The organism is Ruegeria sp. K11, assembly GCF_056531905.1.
Map to the genome: position 1 here is coordinate 59,006 of NZ_JBQFMP010000016.1, position 14,406 is coordinate 73,411.

General features: G+C 59.8%; 14 protein-coding genes. 8 read left to right on the forward strand and 6 right to left on the reverse strand.

Annotated features, from left to right (window positions below; translation table 11 throughout):
- Positions 1 to 3: 3 nt before the first annotated feature.
- The 5 genes from ACR0K4_RS20040 to ACR0K4_RS20060 all read right to left on the reverse strand — a co-directional run bounded on the left by ACR0K4_RS20040 (position 4) and on the right by ACR0K4_RS20060 (position 6,289).
- Positions 4 to 1,344, reverse strand: coding sequence for an FAD-dependent oxidoreductase (locus ACR0K4_RS20040; RefSeq protein WP_480855452.1), 1,341 nt, complete (start codon positions 1,342 to 1,344; stop codon positions 4 to 6).
- Positions 1,345 to 1,702: 358 nt separating this feature from the next.
- Positions 1,703 to 3,220 carry a lyase family protein gene (locus ACR0K4_RS20045; protein WP_480855453.1) on the reverse strand — a complete coding sequence of 506 codons (1,518 nt, stop codon included), beginning with the start codon at positions 3,218 to 3,220 and terminating at the stop codon, positions 1,703 to 1,705.
- 36 nt (positions 3,221 to 3,256) lie between these two features.
- On the reverse strand, positions 3,257 to 4,588 hold the full coding sequence (locus ACR0K4_RS20050) for a class-II fumarase/aspartase family protein (protein ID WP_480855454.1): 1,332 nt from the start codon (positions 4,586 to 4,588) through the stop codon (positions 3,257 to 3,259).
- On the reverse strand, positions 4,585 to 5,502 hold the full coding sequence (locus ACR0K4_RS20055; RefSeq protein WP_480855455.1) for an XcbA family protein: 918 nt from the start codon (positions 5,500 to 5,502) through the stop codon (positions 4,585 to 4,587). The genes ACR0K4_RS20050 and ACR0K4_RS20055 overlap by 4 nt, the downstream gene beginning before the upstream one ends.
- Entirely contained in the window at positions 5,489 to 6,289 is an 801-nt protein-coding gene (locus tag ACR0K4_RS20060) for a phosphosulfolactate synthase (protein ID WP_480520921.1), read from the reverse strand. Before ACR0K4_RS20060 ends, ACR0K4_RS20055 begins: the two co-directional genes overlap by 14 nt.
- Positions 6,290 to 6,502: 213 nt before the next feature.
- Here ACR0K4_RS20060 and nthB point away from each other — a divergent pair, with 213 nt between their 5' ends.
- From nthB to metC, 7 genes are all read left to right on the forward strand, one after another.
- Complete coding sequence (gene nthB / locus ACR0K4_RS20065; protein ID WP_480855457.1) at positions 6,503 to 7,162, forward strand: nitrile hydratase subunit beta; 660 nt, start codon at positions 6,503 to 6,505, stop codon at positions 7,160 to 7,162.
- The gene (gene nthA / locus ACR0K4_RS20070) at positions 7,159 to 7,758 is read left to right on the forward strand and encodes a nitrile hydratase subunit alpha (RefSeq protein ID WP_480855458.1); all 600 of its coding nucleotides are present in this window, start codon (positions 7,159 to 7,161) and stop codon (positions 7,756 to 7,758) included. Before nthB ends, nthA begins: the two co-directional genes overlap by 4 nt.
- A gap of 3 nt (positions 7,759 to 7,761) precedes the next feature.
- A complete protein-coding gene (locus ACR0K4_RS20075) occupies positions 7,762 to 8,139 on the forward strand; it encodes a nitrile hydratase accessory protein (RefSeq protein WP_480855459.1) in 378 nt (125 codons plus the stop codon).
- Positions 8,136 to 8,552 carry an OsmC family protein gene (locus ACR0K4_RS20080; RefSeq protein WP_480520929.1) on the forward strand — a complete coding sequence of 139 codons (417 nt, stop codon included), beginning with the start codon at positions 8,136 to 8,138 and terminating at the stop codon, positions 8,550 to 8,552. Before ACR0K4_RS20075 ends, ACR0K4_RS20080 begins: the two co-directional genes overlap by 4 nt.
- 226 nt (positions 8,553 to 8,778) lie before the next feature.
- Positions 8,779 to 10,197: a YlbE family protein gene (locus tag ACR0K4_RS20085; RefSeq protein WP_480855460.1), complete on the forward strand. Its 1,419-nt coding sequence runs from the start codon at positions 8,779 to 8,781 to the stop codon at positions 10,195 to 10,197.
- Complete coding sequence (locus ACR0K4_RS20090) at positions 10,172 to 10,996, forward strand: oxamate carbamoyltransferase subunit AllH family protein (RefSeq protein WP_480855461.1); 825 nt, start codon at positions 10,172 to 10,174, stop codon at positions 10,994 to 10,996. Before ACR0K4_RS20085 ends, ACR0K4_RS20090 begins: the two co-directional genes overlap by 26 nt.
- A gap of 33 nt (positions 10,997 to 11,029) precedes the next feature.
- On the forward strand, positions 11,030 to 12,178 hold the full coding sequence (gene metC / locus ACR0K4_RS20095; protein ID WP_480855462.1) for a cystathionine beta-lyase: 1,149 nt from the start codon (positions 11,030 to 11,032) through the stop codon (positions 12,176 to 12,178).
- 4 nt (positions 12,179 to 12,182) lie between these two features.
- On the opposite strand, the gene ACR0K4_RS20100 is transcribed toward metC, so the two are convergent.
- On the reverse strand, positions 12,183 to 13,097 hold the full coding sequence (locus ACR0K4_RS20100; RefSeq protein ID WP_480855463.1) for a helix-turn-helix domain-containing protein: 915 nt from the start codon (positions 13,095 to 13,097) through the stop codon (positions 12,183 to 12,185).
- A 127-nt stretch (positions 13,098 to 13,224) separates the two neighbouring features.
- Between ACR0K4_RS20100 and ACR0K4_RS20105 the strand changes: the two genes are divergently transcribed.
- Positions 13,225 to 14,058, forward strand: coding sequence for a cysteine hydrolase family protein (locus ACR0K4_RS20105; protein ID WP_480520939.1), 834 nt, complete (start codon positions 13,225 to 13,227; stop codon positions 14,056 to 14,058).
- Positions 14,059 to 14,406 lie beyond the last annotated feature (348 nt).

The following is a 14,406-nucleotide window of genomic DNA, read 5'->3' on the forward strand; positions in this document are numbered from 1 at the left end:
GCCTCAGACCTTTCCGTCCAGTTTCATCACCGCATCGGCAGCGGCAATCTGAATGGGTTCGTTCAGCGCCCCGATCGCGGGGGAATACACGTTCTCCATCGTGGCCAGCGCATCAATGGTCAGCCCCGCGCGCGAGGCCACGCCCAGAAAATCCGCGCGTTCCTTGACGCCTTCGCCACCCACCATCTGCGCGCCCAACAGGCCGCGTGTCTTGGGATCGACCAGCAGTTTCACGGTGATCGGACGCACGCCGGGATAATAACGCGCGCGGGTGATACCGGTGGTCTTCCCGCAGACATATTCCATCCCCACCGCCGTAGCCGAGGTTTCCCCGAAGGAAAAACCGCCGATCATCCACTCGCCCGCCAGCATGCCCCAGGGCACATGGACCGGCTGGTAAATCCGCTCGCCACCGGCGGCGTTCACACCCGCGACCTTGCCCTGCGCATAGGCATGGCTGCCGGTCAGCCCTTGCAGCGGCAGGTTAGTGACACCGTGCACAATCTCAGCGCAGTCGCCCGCAGCATAGATATTCGGGTCCGAGGTCTGGCCCTTGCTGTCGATCACGATCCCGCCGGTACTGCCGATGTTCAGACCTGCGGCAGTGGCAAGATCGTTGTTGGGAACCTTCGGTGTCCCCAGTATGACGATGTCGGCCTGAACGTCGCCAAAGGTGGTCTCTACATGGGTCACGTTCTTGTCGCCACGGAAGGCGGTCACGCGCTCGCCCCAGCGCATATCGACGCCAGCGTCCTCCCAATCCTTGCGGACCGGTTCGATGATGTCGGGGTCCACCACATCGGCCATCGGCCACGGGTTCGGATCGACCAGCGTGGTCTTGATGCCGCGATGCACCATGGCCGAGACCATTTCAACGGCGATGGGGCCTGCCTCGACCACCACGGCGGTTTTGACATTGTCCAGAAACTTGTCCCAATCCATCGCGCTGCGGATGTTCTTGACCCGGTAGATGCCGCCAAGGTCCTGCCCCGGAATGTCCAGCTCCTTGTAGCGCCAGCCCGAACACAGGATCAGTTTATCGTATGAAATATCGCCCTCACCGGCGACATTGATCTTTTTGTTGGCCCGATCGATCGCGTTCACCGTGGTTTCATAGTGAACGTCGATCCCCTGCTCCATGTACTGTTCCTTGGTTGCAAGGAACAGGCGGTCAAACGAGTCGATCTCTTTGCCGTGAACAAATGGAATGCCGCAGGGGCTATAGGCAACATCTTCGAACTGAGTGTAGACGATGGTCTCTGCCTTGGGGTCCGTTCCCTTGGCCGCTCCGGCCGCACCGAGCCCACCCGGCCCGCCCCCGATCATCACAATTTTCACGGACATCTCCCTTGCCGAACGGTTAACCATCAGAATGTTGTGTGTCGTATCGTAGAAAGCCATAAACTATCCGTCAAGCTTTCTGTTTCCTTTCCGTTTCGCCTGCCCCGCCCGGGGTCGGAAGGCAGAGGATCGCCACTTGCCGCCTTGCCCCGAACGCGTCACCCGCGCGGGACTCGGTGCCATTCTCTGGCAGACAGAGCGTTTGGTCCTTATTTTATTAACAACAACAGCACCACTTCTGATCCAGTGGCGCGCATCAGAGTCGTCCGGAAACGGCCGACCAGCCCCAAGAGGGACGCTCGAACGTCTAAATTTTAGGCCAAAGCCGCAGGGCGCTCACGAAAACGTGGTCAGATTTATATTAACCATCGTTAATGACACGCGCCGCGCGATCCAGCAATGCTGCTTCGGCCTCCGAGAATCGCCCGAGCGCGGCTTCGGCCTGCTGCTTCAACGTCATGGCAGCGTCGATGTTGCGTTCGGCCATGCCAAGCACGACGTCCGGCGCGGCCCCACCCGGAGCGGTTCTGGTCGCCACGATGTTACGTGGGTCCAGCGCCTTTTTGAGTGTCTCTGCATCGGGCTTCAACGGAATTCCGGCAATGGTTTGCGCCGCATCCGCAATGATTTCGGGCGTGATATCAACCCCGCGCAAACCCGCGCGGCTGGCCACCTTCACGGCTTCGCCCACGATCCGATAGGCCATGCGATAATCCAGTTGATGCGTCAGCATGATATGTTCGGCCAGATCGGTCGCCTGACAAAAGCTGTTTTCCAACAGCGTCCACATGCGCTCGCGATTGACGGTCAGGGTGCCGACAACACCGGTCATCAGATCGCTGATCTTGGCCGAGAAATCCAGCGCGCGGGGCACTTCACCATAGGCGAAGATCAGGTTGTCACTGCGGGCCGAGGGGCTTTTGACCACGGCCAGAAACCCGCTGAGCCGCCCGATCAGAACACCGCCCCCGCCGCGTACGATGGACAGGGAATACGGGTTGCGCTTTTGCGGCATCAGGACCGAGGATCGCGTGTAAGGCCCCGCCAGATCGACATAGTCGAATTCCTGACTGGACCAGATCTCAAGATCTTCGGCCAGTTTCGACTGGTTCGACAGCGCGCTTACGGCCGACGAGAGCACATCGATAAACGTATCGGTCTGCCACATCGCATCGCGCGTATGATCAATGACGCCGTCAAACCCCATCAGATCGGCGATATACGTCCGGTCATCCAGCAATTGCGTGCCATTCACGCACCCGGCCCCACCCGGGCTCTGGTTGATCTGCGACAGGCAGGTCAGCATCCGCTCGGCATCGCGCAACGCCGGAGGCGCAAAGGCCAGCAGGTAATGCCCGAAGGTCGAGGGTTGGGCCTGTTGCAGATAGGTCTGATCGGCCATCAGAACGTCGCGGTGATCGCGGGCAAATGTAGCCGTGGTTTCCGCAAAGGTACTGACCGAGCGGATCAGTTCCGCCGTCAGACGACGGACCTCGACCCGAAACGCGACGCGCGCGGCCTCGCGCCGCGGTCGCCCGGCGTGCAGCCAGCCCGCCGCGTCCCCGATCAGCGACACGAAATGCCGTTCACGCGAATTGTAGGGCTCGCCATAGGCTGCGTTGTAGGGAAAGTCCTCGACCGGGGTTTCATGCGCCTCAAGCAGCACCCGCAGCAGCTGTTTGGCGGCGTCATCAGGGATGATGCGACGGTGCATCAGGTCCTGCACATGCCCCAGATCCGCGATGTTCAGCCCGTGGTGCAGAACCGGCGCGTCGGCGATTTCCCAGGCAAAACCCGCATCGATCAGCTCTTGCGCGGGCCCGGACGAGGATGGCCCCGCCAGACGCTGCGATACCGGTGTTGATTCATCGACGGACATGGGCGATCTCCTGTAGGCATGATTGGGCGCGGCGGATCAAAAGGCGGTCGCGCTTTCGGTGCGGCGACGCGCATTGGCGCGGGCCAGAACCCGAGCGACCATCTGGGCCGACGCACCGGTATCAATGTCGGGGTCCGTGGCCATTTCGAACCCTTCGATCAGGTCCGACAGCGCCTCGGGAATGGTCACACCCTGTTCACGCACTTTGCGGTAGGCCTCCTGCAAGGCGGCTTGCGCCTTGTGCTTGCCCAGCCTTTCCGACAGCGCCGACAGCACGCCTTCCGAGGCGGATTCCTGCAGCAGGTTGCGGCGCATGGCATCGGCGTTCACCTCAAGCCCGTCAACCAGATCTCGCGTCATCGCCGCTGCGGCAAGGCTGTATTGGCACAATTCCGGGAATACGGCCCATTCGACCTTCCACGCGCGGGCATCGCGTTCGTTTTCCTGCAACATGGTCTCGGTCATCACACCTGCATTGGCGCGCACCAGCTTTGACAGCGCCACGATCTGTTCGCTGGATTCAGGATTGCGCTTGTGCGGCATGGTGATGCTGCCGACCGTGTTGGGGTTGGTGCGTTCGGCCAGTTCGCCGATTTCCTTGCGCTGCAGGGTAAAGGTCTCGTTGGCGATCTTAGCAAGCGTGGCGGTGATCATCGCCAGCAGTTGAGCAAACTCACAATACCGGTCGCGCGCGTTGATCCAGCTGATATCGGGCTCTTTCAGGTCGAGCTCGGCGCAGAATGTCGCCCGCAGCGGCAGCGCCTTGTCGCGAAAAAACCCAAGCGATCCGACAGCACCCCCAAGCTGGCCCACAAACAGACGGTCCTGCGCCTGTTGCAACCGCTGCAGGTGGCGCCCCAGTTCATCGGCCCAGACGGCGGCCTTCAGGCCAAAGGTAATGGGCGATCCCGGCTGGCCGTGGGTACGCCCCACCATCGGCGTTTCGCGGTGCTGTTCCGCCATTGCCAGCAGCAGCCCCTCGGTTTGCCACAGGTCGCGCCAGATCAGGCGGGCCACGGCTTGCATTTCCAGCAATTGTGACGTGTCGGTGATGTCCTGCACCGTGGTGCCGTAATAGACGTATTCCTGCGCCTCATCCGGCAACAGGTCGCGCAGAACATGGATCATGCCCAGCGTCGAATGCGACGTCGCACGGGTCTGCTGCGCGATGGCGTCAATCGGCAAATCGGTCTGCGCCAGCCCTTCGATTGCCGGCAGCACCGACCCGGGGATGATACCACACGCCGCCTGCGCACGGGCCAGAGCGATGATCACCTCCAGCCATCTGCCGACACGGGCGGTTTCGTCAAAGATCGCGCGGCCCTCGGCGGTTGTCCACTGATGGCCGAAGACCTGAGAATCTATCATATGTGCGACCATGCGACCCCCGTCTTTTCGATAACCGTTTCGATGGCCGCGCGGACCTCGTCCAGTGACGCCCCCCAGGGCACAAAGACCGCATCGCCGCGGTCTTCGATTCCTTCCTGCAACAGGCAGCACCGCGTAAGGATCGGCCCGTCGGATTGGGCAAGCTGAGGCAGAAACTTTCGCGGGCAGGTATCCACAAGATCAGGCGGTTTCTTGTAGAACCAGTTGTGGATCTGGTCCGAGCGTTCGCACCCCAGCAGCACCCAATCCTGCTGGGCAGGACGCTCATCCAGATAAGACACTGAGGTCTCTTCGATGTCGATGCCCGAGCCCCGGCACGGCACCAAGAGCCGTTCGGGCACCGGTGTGCGCTCGGCTGCAAGCACATCGCGGCTGTCGGTCAGCACTGGAACCACAACAATCGGCGGCAGGGTTTCTGCCCCGTCCAGGACTCGCGTGACCTGATCGACCAGCTTTGACGGGAACGGCGGCACGATATCCAGAACCTGCAGGCGGATCGGATCGGGGTTCAGGATGAAACTGACATGGGAATACCGCCCTTCGATCACGACGCATGTTTTCTGCGGATGATCTTCTGCCACGGCGGCCAGATGCGAGGGGACACCGGCATCGGCCCAGTCCGCATGGACATAGACACAATCCGCCGGACCGGCCAGCATCCGAACCGAGGTGATTGGTGAAAACAGGTCGGTATCGTTGTCCCGCGCGACTTCCAGCAAACAGGTTTCGGACCCATGCCGGGCCACGATGAACCGCGTGCGCATATAGGCTTCGCGCCCGGTGAAATGGGCGATCAGCCCGTCGGGATCAAGGCTGGGCAGATCGGTGGCCAGAGCAACTGTTCGGTATCGGTTGGGCACAACATTGCGGGTCGCGGCATCAAAGTCGAACATCCGAGCGGGCCTTTTGCACGTGTTCCGTCTTCATGGTGTCCGCGCGAAGACCAAGCCGCAGAGTCTCAAGCCCCAGCACCTCGTCCAGTTGAATATTCCCCAGATTCACTTCGGATCCGAAATGCTTGATCAGCAAAACTTGCTGATCACGGCGCGGGGCCTCAAAGATCAATTTGCTGGCGTAGTCACTGTTCATCAGCGCCTCGATAAGAGTACAGCGAACGCTGCCATCGGACTGGTACAGGCCGACCGTGCCGCTTTCGCGCCCCTCGGCCACGATCCAGCTTGCCCCGGCCGCCAGATCGCCTTCGATCTCGGCGATCCAGTCCTCGGGCTCTGCTGTCTGGTTCGGGTCCTTGCTGCCGACTTCGGCCAGAACCTCAAACCCGGCATCGCGGGCCCGGGCAATCAGCTCCTGTTTTTCCGCGACAGGAATTTCTGACGCGCCGTCCGATATCTCGACACAGTCAAAACCCACCTCGGATGCGAAGTTCAGCATGGGACCCACCTGATCCTGCAGGCGCGAAATCTCCATCAGCGTGCCGCCGGTGCAGGTCTTGATTCCCGCGTCCCTCAATTCAGCGACCTTGGTGCGGACATTGGGATCAATATACGAGATGCCCCAGCCGAATTTCCAGATGTCGATCAGGCCCGCAGCCTGCTGAATGACGTCGCGCGTATGGGATACCGTGCATCCCTTGTCCAATACATGCGTCAGCCCCGCGGCTCTGGGTTTGGGCCTGCGGGGCGCAAGGTCAAGAAAGCGCGGGCGGGGATCGGCAAGCATGTCTTGAAATCCTCTTGAAACGGGCTGACGTACACCCTGCGACAGGGCATTACTGATACGACTTATATTATTTCTTATAATTAATTCGGTCAATCCCCTTGTCGTAATCCGGAGCAACGCACACCGTTTCGCGAATGTAACGAACATTTCTTATAGTTGACACATTCACGGAACTTCCCATACGGTTCCAGACAAACGAAAGGGAGGCGATTCATGGATGGAATACATGACATGGGCGGGACCGAAGGCTGGGGGCGTGTTGAGATCGACCCGGACGAGCCGGTTTTCAAGGAAGATTGGGAAGCGCGCGCCTTTGCCCTGAGCCTGGCCTCGATGGGGGTTTCGGGCACCAATCTGGACGCGTTCCGCCACGCGCTGGAACGGCTGCACCCGGTCGATTACCTGTCCGAGGGCTATTACGGGCGCTGGATCAGCACGGCCGAGCTTTTGTGCGTTGACAGTGGCGTTCTGGCCCCCGGCGCTGTGGCCGCCCGCGCCCGCGTGATGCAGGGCGAAGACGTCGAGGAACCGGCGGATGTCGAAACCAACAAACCGCAATATGAACGCGGCGGCGCCGGATCCCTGCGCCAGATTGACGACGAGCCGAAATTTCAGGCGGGCCAGACTGTCCGCGCATCGTCTGTTCGCAAATCGGGCCATACCCGGTTGCCCGCCTATATCCGCGGCCATGTCGGAACCGTCATCGCACGGCGTCCTGCCGCTGTTCTGCCTGACAGCACAGCACATTTCGTCGGCGAAAACCCGCAGCATGTGTACACGGTCGAATTCGACTCGACCGAGCTGTGGGGCGAGAACGCCGAGAAATCCAAGGTCCGCATCGACCTGTTCGAAAGCTATATGGAGGCCGCATGACCGAACTTCCTCATCCCAAAGATTACCCCTCGCCGCAGCTGCGCGTCGAAGCGCTGGAAGCGTTGCTGGTCGAGCGTGGTCTGGTCGATCCCAATGTGCTGGACGGGTTCATCAACCGCTATGTAAATGACGTGGGACCGATGAACGGGGCCAAGGTTGTGGCCAAGGCCTGGGTAGACGACGACTTTCGCAAACGCCTGCTGGCCGATGGAACCGAAGCCTGCAAGGAAATGGGTTTTGGCGGGCCTCAGGGTGAGCATATCGTGGTGGTCGAGAACACTCCCGAGATGCACAATATGGTCGTCTGCACCCTGTGCTCGTGCTATCCGTGGCCGCTGTTGGGGCTGCCGCCGGATTGGTACAAGGATCCGGCTTATCGGTCCCGCTCGGTCCGCGAACCGCGCACGCTGCTGAAAGAGATGGGGTTGGACCTGCCCGAAGGTGTGGAGATCACGGTCTGGGATTCCAGCGCCGAGAACCGCTATTTCGTGTTGCCGATGCGCCCCGAAGGCACTGACGGGATGTCCGAGGACGATCTGGCCAAGCTGGTGACGCGCGATGCGATGGTTGGTGTGGCGCAGGTTGCGGCGGGCTGACCCATGAGCATGATGGACAATATGGGACCCGAGTCCCAGACACCTCTGCCCCGTTCGAACGGTGAACTGGTGTTTCAGGAACCCTGGGAAAGCCGTGCTTTTGGCATCGCTGCCGCGCTGGCGGATCAGGGCGTGTTCAACTGGACTGATTTTCAGCACGGTCTGATCGCCGCAATCGCGGAATACGAACAGGATTATGACAGTCTGGAAACGCCTTACCGCTATTACGAGCGGTGGTTCGCAACGCTTGAGGCGCTGGTGGTCGATAATGGCTTGCTGAGCAAGCAGGACATCGATGCGCTGACCCAGGATTTCTGCAAACGCCCCCATGGTCACGATCATCGCCACGACCACGATCATGATCACGGGCACACGCATTGAGCGGGCAGAAGACAGTTGAAAGCGTCTGGCGCGGAGACCTGTGCTGCGACGTCGATATGGGCGGTGGGTTCTCGGTCACGGTTGACGAACCCCCCTCGGTCGGCGGAACGGATCTTGGCCCTGAACCCACATCTGTTCTGCTGGCCTCGGTGGCCTCATGTTTCACGGTTGCTGTGGCCTATTGCGCGCGCAAACGCCAGATCGAACTGAGCGATCTGAGGGTTTCGGTCACCGGGACCTATGACGGACCCAAATACTCGGCGATCACCATCTCCAGTCAGTTGGGGTGTGATGCTGGTGAGGTGGACGCGATCATCAAGGCGGCGGAACGGGTGTGCTACGTCACCAACACGCTCAAGTCCGCGCCTGACATACTGATCAAGTCATCTGTAATCGCGCCTGACGCCGGATGAACGCTGGCGGTCTGCGCAAAGCCGCAAATGGGAATGACGCCTTTTCGAACCTCTTTGCATTCGGGTTCGATTGAAGCGTCAGTCCCGGGTCCGGGGCGTCCACCCGCCCGGACCCGGGGCTTTCCGGACCCCGCGGTCCGAAAACACGCAATAGAGTTTGACATGTTCATTATAGGTAATTAATCATTTCCTATATGTTACATTGCTCGCTGGAAGGGATGACCTCATGACCGCTTCGCCCGTCGTAAAACTGCCGGAAAGTGTTAGCATCGTGAATATCGGCCTGCCGATGTTCGAAACCTCGGCCCGGGATCAGGGTGCATCCGTGGTTGGGGTGGACTGGCGCATTCCCGGAGGCGGCGACCCCGAGGTCGTTGGCGCGCTGAGCCGTTTGCTGGGTCCCAAGGCCGCCATTGTGGACAAGGCCAATGCCGAAGTGATCCACCGCATCAACGAAGGCGTACCGATGCTGAAAGGCATCGACCGCGCCGGGGCCGTCATCCCCGACATGGGCGAGCGGTCGGTCTTGCATTGCGGCCCGGCGATTGCCTGGGCCGACATGCCCAACCCGCTGCAACGCTCGATCAAGGCCACCATTGTGGCCGAGGGTTGGGCAGTGGATGTCGCAGCGGCAGAACAGCTTGTCACCGCAGGCGAGGTTGAACTGAAGCCCGCCAACGAAAGCTCAACAGTTGTGCCCATGGCTACATCCATTGGCCCGTCGGCCCCGGTTTATGTGGTCGAGAATGAATTCGGAGGCACCACCACCTTTTCCAGCGTCAATCAGGGCTCGGGCAAAGTTGCGTGGTTTGGCGTCGACAATGACGAGGCCATCGAACGGTTGCGATTCCTGCGCGACGCGGTCGGGCCGGTTCTGGCCGGGGCATTGAAGGCCAAGGGCGAAATCGACATTCTGTCACTGGCCGCACAAGGCGTTCCGATGGGGGACGATGTGCATATGCGCGTTCAGGCCACCACCAACCTGTTCCTGCGCGATCTTCTGCCCCATCTGGTCGCCAGCGATCATGACCGCGCGGGCGAAGTGGCCACCTTCCTCAGCGCCAATCACCTGATGTTCCTCAACGTGGCCATGGCGGCGGCAAAATCGCTGGTAGATTCAGCAGCGGATGTGGAAAACGCCAGCATCGTCACCACCATGAGCCGCAACGGCGCCACCTATGGCGTCCGCCTGCCCGGCAAGGCGGGAAACTGGTTTATCACCGACTCTCCGCCTATTCAGGATGCGCTGTACTATCCCGGTCAGGGGCCCGAGACCAGCGCGCCGGATATCGGCGACAGCGCGGTTCTGGAACTGATCGGGCTGGGTGGTCCGGCGGCTGCGAACTCTCCGGCTGTGGCGGGCTTTCTGGGCGGACGCATGTCAGATGCCATTGCCGCAACCCAAAGCATGCAGCGCATTTGCGCCGGAGAAAGCACGCGTTTCCGCCTGCCCATTCTGGACAATGTTGGCACCCCTGTTGGCGTCGATGTGCGCAAGGTGGCCGAATTGTCGATCACGCCAGCGGTGAATACCGGGATCATCCATGTCTCGGACGGCAGCGGGCAGGTCGGGGCCGGGGTGGCCTGGGCCCCGCTCAAGTGTTTCGTGGACGCCCTGATTGACCTTGACCGCCGGATACCCTGAGATAGCGTCGATCTATCTGGCCGATAAATTGGGTGACGGGATACCTGTCGCCCAAACCGGTGCACGGATTGAAGCTGAAGTGATCTCGGAATTCTCAAGCGGGTTCTACCTGAGGGATGAACAAAGGCGGATTTTTGCAGTGGGCGGCCCTCAGATTCCGGCCGGACCCATTCATTTGGTCCTGAAAAACCAGCCGCCGCGGCCTTTGGTTGGAACCCGGGTAGGGATTTGTTCGCACCTCCTGGACATCGGGCCCATTGCCATCTCGCTCAGGTCCGCGACCCGGTACTGCCCCTATCGTCCGACGAACACCGATCTGATACGCATCAACCCTCAGTTGTCAAAGCTTTACCGTCTTGACGATGTTCCTGATGACATGGAGCCCATCCTGCCCTCACTGACCACGATCCTTGAGGCAGGTGAACTGGACAGCGCGCGATCTCTGCTTCAAGGCCGAGGGGGCGGGCTGACGCCAACCGGCGATGACGTGCTGGCCGGGGTCTTGTTGTATCATGCATGGGCCGGTACGGCACCTGAGACGCTTCGAACCATTGCAATGAAGGCTCAGACGAACGATCTGAGCCGTGCTTTCCTGAAATGGGCGGCAGAGGGCCAGAGCATTCAACCCGTACATGACCTTGTCCACGCAGGAATGAGACTGGCTTTGGAGCCCTGCCCGGATCGTTCGTCTGGAATACAGGACAAATTTAAACGAGCCGCCAGCAGACTACGCGGGATCGGGCACAGTTCGGGCCTGGCTTTGCTGATGGGGCTTGGCCTGGCCGCCCGCTTAAGCTGAACGCACACTTTTTAACGGAGATATTCGGGAAAAATGCGGCGCGAAACCAAATTGCTACATTACGGTCGGGGCCCTCTGCCCGGCCCGGCCAACCCGCCAATCGAACGGGCGTCGACCGTTCTGCATGACACGATGTCAACCTTTCGCGACGCAAAACTCAGACGTGAAACCGATGACCGAGTGGTCTCCTATGGACGGCGGGGCACATCGACCTCGCATGCTTTGTCCGCCGCGCTATGTGATCTGGAACAGGGCGAGGCCTGTTTTCTTTACCCGTCAGGTGTTGCTGCAATGGCGACTGCGCTATCGGCCTTTGTAAGAACCGGTGATCACGTCCTCATGGTGGATGAGGCGTTTCACGCCACACAGTCTTATTGCCGTGATTATCTGACTCAGATGCGGATCGATGTCAGCTACTTCCCTTGGGATACAACCGACCTGTCACCTTTTATTCGGGACAATACGAAATTGGTTGTCGTGGAATCCCCCACGTCCCAGACCTTCAAAGTGATGGACGTACCCGCTGTTTGCCAAAGCGCCCATGCTGCAGATCTGGTTGTTGTGGCCGATAACACCTATGGTTCTGGCTGGTTGTACCAGCCCTTGTTGCTGGGGTGTGACGTTTCGGTAATTTCGGGAACCAAATACCTGAGCGGCCACGCAGATACCATGATCGGAGCAGCCGTCGCACAGAGAGGGGCCGTTACCAATTTGCGCGCGCATACGCTGCGCACGGGTCAGATTGTTGGCCCGGATGACGCTTATGCGTGCCTCCGGGGGCTCCGTACTCTGGCAATCAGGTTGGACCGGCATGCTGAAAACAGCACTCTGGCTGCGCAATGGCTGCTCAAACGCCCCGAGGTACTGCGCGTCTGGCATCCCGGTCTGAGGGGCCATCCGGGGCATGAGCACTGGGCGCGGGATGCCAGTGGCGTCAACGGGATGATCAGTTTCAGCCTGAAAGACGGGCTGGACCCCGACGCCTTTGTGGACCGTCTGGCGTTGTTTTCGGTTGGCGCATCCTGGGGCGGTTTTGAAAGTCTGGCGCTGGCGCTGAATCCCAAGGAAGGACTTTCGCCCGACGCCTACCCGCAAATACGCCTGCATTGCGGGCTGGAACATATTGATGATCTGATTGACGATCTTGAAGCATCAATGATGCATGTCACGTCAGCATCCTGAGCCTTCATCCCGCCCGGTGTGACTTTCGAAACTGGTTAGGGCTTTCGCCGGTGCGTTGTTCAAATACCCGACTGAAAGCCGTCCGGCTGTTGAACCCCACCTGATGCGCGATGCGTTTGACGGGCATGTCGGTCGATGTCAGCAAATTCGCCGCATGCCGCAACCTGAGATCGCGCAGCAACTCGATCGGGCCGCTTCCATAAGCAGCCGTAAACCGCTGGGCAAACGCGGATCGGCTCATGCCCACGCGCTCGGCCAGAGATTCGACGGTGTGTGGATCACCGGGTGAATCGAGCATGACGCGCAGCGCCTCCCACACCATCGGGTCGCGCAAGGCTGCCATCCAGCGCAGATCGCCCTCTTCCGAGTTCAGCCGCTTGCGCAACATTTCGATCATGCACTGGATCAGAACCGCGCGGATCATGGCCCTGCTGCCCGTTCCCGGATGGCTGAGCTCACCCAGAAGAACATCAATGGCCGAACGCAGCGCGCTATCTGGGCCAATCTTTTCAACAATCGGAGACCGGATCAGATCGATCACATCAATCGCCCCGCGCAACCCGACTTTGACCCGGGCGCAGATGGCGGTCATTTGGCCGCCCTCGATCGCGCTGTCCGAGACCGCCAAAATATGCCGCAATTTCAACTCGGCCGGATTGCAGTGCGGTTGCAGGCTGTCGGGCATCCCGGAGCTGCGCAAAGTGTGACTTTCCAATGCGGGTACCAGCACCAGAGTCCCCGGAGAAATGGGAATATGTGGCCCCGACCGAAACGACACGGCCCCTTGACCGCTGAGAATATAGTGCAGTGTCGCGCTGACATCCTGCGCCATCGACACCTCGCAATTGCCCTTGATTTCACAAACGGCAAAAGGGTCAGTCGAAATATCGAGCTGATCGAAAACATATTCGTACTTCATGGGCTCTATCTACCCGGATTGTGGACGCAATGATACGTCCATTGGTCAGAACGCCCGACAATCGGACGAAATGATACATCCCGTATCCTATGTTGATGTCATCGCAACCCGATGAAGGAGACAGACAATGTGTGATTGTCACGATCATGATCCCAAGAAAAACCACATCTCGCGCCGCGCGGCGTTAAGGGGTGGTCTGGCCGCAACTGCCGCCACCGCTGCGGCGGCTGTGACTGCCGGATCTGCTCAGGCGCAAAACGCCAACCCCTATGCTGATCCAGCCGAACCCGCTCTGCCCCCTTCGGACATGAAGCTGGACCTCAGCCGTGCTGCGCTGGTCGTGACCGATCCGCAGATCGACTTTCTGCACCCCGAAGGCGTAACCTGGGGCGTCATCGGTGCCAGCGTCGAGGAACACAACACTGTCGAGAACATTGAAACCCTGTTCAAGAACGCCAAGGATGCCGAGATCACGGTCGCGGTCTCTCCGCATTACTACTACCCGACGGACCACGGCTGGAAATTCGAAGGCGCGCTGGAAAAGCTGATGCACAAGATCGGCATGTTTGACCGCAAAGGCCCGCTGATCATCGACGGGTTTGAGAACTCGGGCGCGGATTGGATGCCGCAATACAAGCAGTATATCGAGGATGGCAAAACCATCGTGACCTCTCCGCACAAAGTCTATGGCAACGACACCAATGACCTGTCATTGCAACTGCGCAAGGCAGGTGTTGATCAGGTTATTCTTGCCGGAATGTCGGCCAATCTGTGTACCGAAAGCCACCTGCGCGAGTTGCTGGAGGACGGGTTTGAAGTCGCCGTTGTCAAAGACGCGACCGCCGCAGCGATGCTGCCCGAAGGGGATGGGTATCTCGCAGCATTGACCAACTTCCGATACATGGCAAATGCGGTTTGGACAACGCAGGAAGCCGTCGAACAGATCAAAGCGGCATCCTAACAAAATGACCGGAGCAGCGTTCGATGATTCCAGGCACTGCTCCGGTCGACTGATGAAGGCAAACCATCTAATTGAGCTATGATATTTTCTCAGGCCATGCTGGCAGGTTATCGAACATGACCAAGTCGAAGCCGATGTGAACCCTCTTTGTCAACACGGCCTACTTGGCCTAAATTATGGGGAAACCAGCAGGTTAACCTCTTTGCAGCATAAGTTTGTCTTAAACCAAAATCCCGTGCCAACGGCCGCCCTGTTGTGATGACGCCAGTGTAGCGGCGATAAAGTGCATGCCTAGAAGTCCATCCGCGATGCCGGGTAGAAGGCTGCCTTCGTCTGCGCCGTTTCGGA

Bases quoted from the DNA above. Each gene is read 5' to 3' on its own strand.
- ACR0K4_RS20040 (WP_480855452.1), bottom strand. From the start codon at position 1,344: ATGTCCGTGAAAATTGTGATGATCGGGGGCGGGCCGGGTGGGCTCGGT.
- ACR0K4_RS20045 (WP_480855453.1), bottom strand. From the start codon at position 3,220: ATGTCCGTCGATGAATCAACACCGGTATCGCAGCGTCTGGCGGGGCCA.
- ACR0K4_RS20050 (WP_480855454.1), bottom strand. From the start codon at position 4,588: ATGATAGATTCTCAGGTCTTCGGCCATCAGTGGACAACCGCCGAGGGC.
- ACR0K4_RS20055 (WP_480855455.1), bottom strand. From the start codon at position 5,502: ATGTTCGACTTTGATGCCGCGACCCGCAATGTTGTGCCCAACCGATAC.
- ACR0K4_RS20060 (WP_480520921.1), bottom strand. From the start codon at position 6,289: ATGCTTGCCGATCCCCGCCCGCGCTTTCTTGACCTTGCGCCCCGCAGG.
- nthB (WP_480855457.1), top strand. From the start codon at position 6,503: ATGGATGGAATACATGACATGGGCGGGACCGAAGGCTGGGGGCGTGTT.
- nthA (WP_480855458.1), top strand. From the start codon at position 7,159: ATGACCGAACTTCCTCATCCCAAAGATTACCCCTCGCCGCAGCTGCGC.
- ACR0K4_RS20075 (WP_480855459.1), top strand. From the start codon at position 7,762: ATGAGCATGATGGACAATATGGGACCCGAGTCCCAGACACCTCTGCCC.
- ACR0K4_RS20085 (WP_480855460.1), top strand. From the start codon at position 8,779: ATGACCGCTTCGCCCGTCGTAAAACTGCCGGAAAGTGTTAGCATCGTG.
- metC (WP_480855462.1), top strand. From the start codon at position 11,030: ATGCGGCGCGAAACCAAATTGCTACATTACGGTCGGGGCCCTCTGCCC.
- ACR0K4_RS20100 (WP_480855463.1), bottom strand. From the start codon at position 13,097: ATGAAGTACGAATATGTTTTCGATCAGCTCGATATTTCGACTGACCCT.
- ACR0K4_RS20105 (WP_480520939.1), top strand. From the start codon at position 13,225: ATGTGTGATTGTCACGATCATGATCCCAAGAAAAACCACATCTCGCGC.